Genomic DNA, 1,813 nt, shown 5'->3' with positions numbered 1-1,813 from the left:
TAGGCATAACAAATGCATCAACACGATTTGCTACACTCGGCGTTGTCAGTTTGCCTTTAGTTTCAGTGATTAAGGCGGTAAAATTCAGCTAAGTCTATGTCGTAGTAAACGTGTTATTGCGGCGTTAAGTGCTAGGAGGAAAAAATAGAATGAATTGCAGGCTGTGTGGAAAAGATGATGTATTGCAAAAATCACATATAATCCCCAAATCGTATTTAAGAGGGTTGAAAAAAGGTAACGGTCAACTGGTGTCTATTACTTGTGATGAAACAACAGTCCCAAAAAAAGTTAACTCAGACCCTAAAGAAAAATTATTATGCCGAAGTTGTGAACAGTTTCTTAGTGATAACTATGAAAAATATGGAACTAGATTATTTAAAAGTAGTAAAGGAGTAAAAAAGACAAGAAAGTATATTGAATTCAATGGATTTAAGTATACTGAGTACTATCTTTTTCTCATTAGTATTTTATGGCGAGCATCGATTTCTTCATTGGAAGAGTTTTCAAGTGTTCAGTTGCAACAACAGTTTGAAAGCATCTTAGCTTCATCTATTAAAAATAAGTCAATCAAACTGCAAACATCGCTTAAACTTGATCATTTTATACGTATATCGGTAGTTAGAGTTGTAGATTCAAAAGGTGGTGTTAGTGACGATGTTATTCGAAGTGTATTTTTACATTTTGGTGTAGAACATGGAAAAACTGCCGAAGATGGGATAGTTTATTACTTCATGATCAGTGGTTTTCTAATTTGTTATTTCTTCCATGTAGGTACAGATATTCATGATATACGTGCTAAGCGTATTGGCGGTCAATTAGTAAATCGACCACAAATTAAAATTCCTAAGGTTGAACTTAGCGACTTAAAGCAAGTGCATGATGGCTTCAAAGCTGTTCATGAAAAGGCTCAATCGCATACGTTGTGAATGCACTTAACAATCGCATCAACACGATTTGCTACATTCGGCATTCTAGGTTTCTTTGAGTTTAGCGTATTAAGTGGTAAATTTAAGCTTAATCTGCATAGTAGCAAACGTGTTATGCAGGCGTTATGTGCTTTTTTACTGTGTGAGGCTTACATCTTCTTTTCTATTGAAGTAGAACACATTTTATTAATCGTGAAGGGTATAATCTTAATCTTTGGTTGTTACTAAAACGAGAAAATTAACCTATGATCAAGCAGTGGAAAAATAAGCAATTTGAACGTTGGGCAATTACCCGTAAAAAAGGGCAGCTAAATTATGTTTTAAAGCAAACATTGATTATTGGTGGCGCTGTCTTGTTCGGTGGATTTATTGGCTATATTGTTTTCGATAAAATACGTACATGGGAAGAATATTGGCTAGACTTCTATGTACAAATATCTGCTTTACTCGTTTTTGGTTTAATCATAAATTATTTTATGTGGATAATAAGTGAAACCATTTATGAAAAAGAGTGTAAGAAAAGAAGGTTAGCAAAATCGTCAAATTCTTAATTACTCAATTTAAATCTAGTTCACGATATAAGGTTATGTTTTATGAAAGACCCTGATATTGCATTTCACAAATGGAAAAATGAACGTAAAAGAGGAATGATTAGCTATATGATACGTAGCTCTAGTCTGGCTCTATTTGGTTTGCTTGTCGGTCACATTCTTGCCGGTTTTATTTTCCCATCTTCTGCGTGGTATTTATCATCAATACAAGAATCAGCAATTTATATCACAATTGCAATTGGTGTATTGATACCAACAAGTTTAATTTCATGGTTTTTTCGAGAGCGTAAATATCAAAAACATCTGTCTAAATTGAAACGCACATAACAAATGCAT

The 1,813-nt window shown here is 33.6% G+C and carries 3 protein-coding genes; all 3 read left to right on the top strand.

Features of this window, described 5'->3' with window-relative positions:
- The first annotated feature begins 149 nt into the window (after positions 1-149).
- The 3 genes from A6E03_RS19700 to A6E03_RS19685 all read left to right on the top strand — a co-directional run bounded on the left by A6E03_RS19700 (position 150) and on the right by A6E03_RS19685 (position 1,804).
- Positions 150-926: a hypothetical protein gene (locus A6E03_RS19700; RefSeq protein ID WP_083201887.1), complete on the top strand. Its 777-nt coding sequence runs from the start codon at positions 150-152 to the stop codon at positions 924-926.
- Positions 927-1,171: 245 nt separating this feature from the next.
- Positions 1,172-1,477: a hypothetical protein gene (locus tag A6E03_RS19690; protein ID WP_065593008.1), complete on the top strand. Its 306-nt coding sequence runs from the start codon at positions 1,172-1,174 to the stop codon at positions 1,475-1,477.
- 42 nt (positions 1,478-1,519) lie between these two features.
- On the top strand, positions 1,520-1,804 hold the full coding sequence (locus A6E03_RS19685) for a hypothetical protein (protein WP_065601585.1): 285 nt from the start codon (positions 1,520-1,522) through the stop codon (positions 1,802-1,804).
- Positions 1,805-1,813 lie beyond the last annotated feature (9 nt).

The organism is Aliivibrio sp. 1S128, assembly GCF_001691065.1.
In the GTDB taxonomy this organism is placed as follows: domain Bacteria; phylum Pseudomonadota; class Gammaproteobacteria; order Enterobacterales; family Vibrionaceae; genus Aliivibrio.
This window is presented reverse-complemented; position numbering and strand designations above follow the sequence as displayed.

Excerpts from the sequence above, each read along its gene's own strand:
- A6E03_RS19700 (WP_083201887.1), top strand. The coding sequence starts at position 150 with ATGAATTGCAGGCTGTGTGGAAAAGATGATGTATTGCAAAAATCACAT.
- A6E03_RS19690 (WP_065593008.1), top strand. The coding sequence starts at position 1,172 with ATGATCAAGCAGTGGAAAAATAAGCAATTTGAACGTTGGGCAATTACC.
- A6E03_RS19685 (WP_065601585.1), top strand. The coding sequence starts at position 1,520 with ATGAAAGACCCTGATATTGCATTTCACAAATGGAAAAATGAACGTAAA.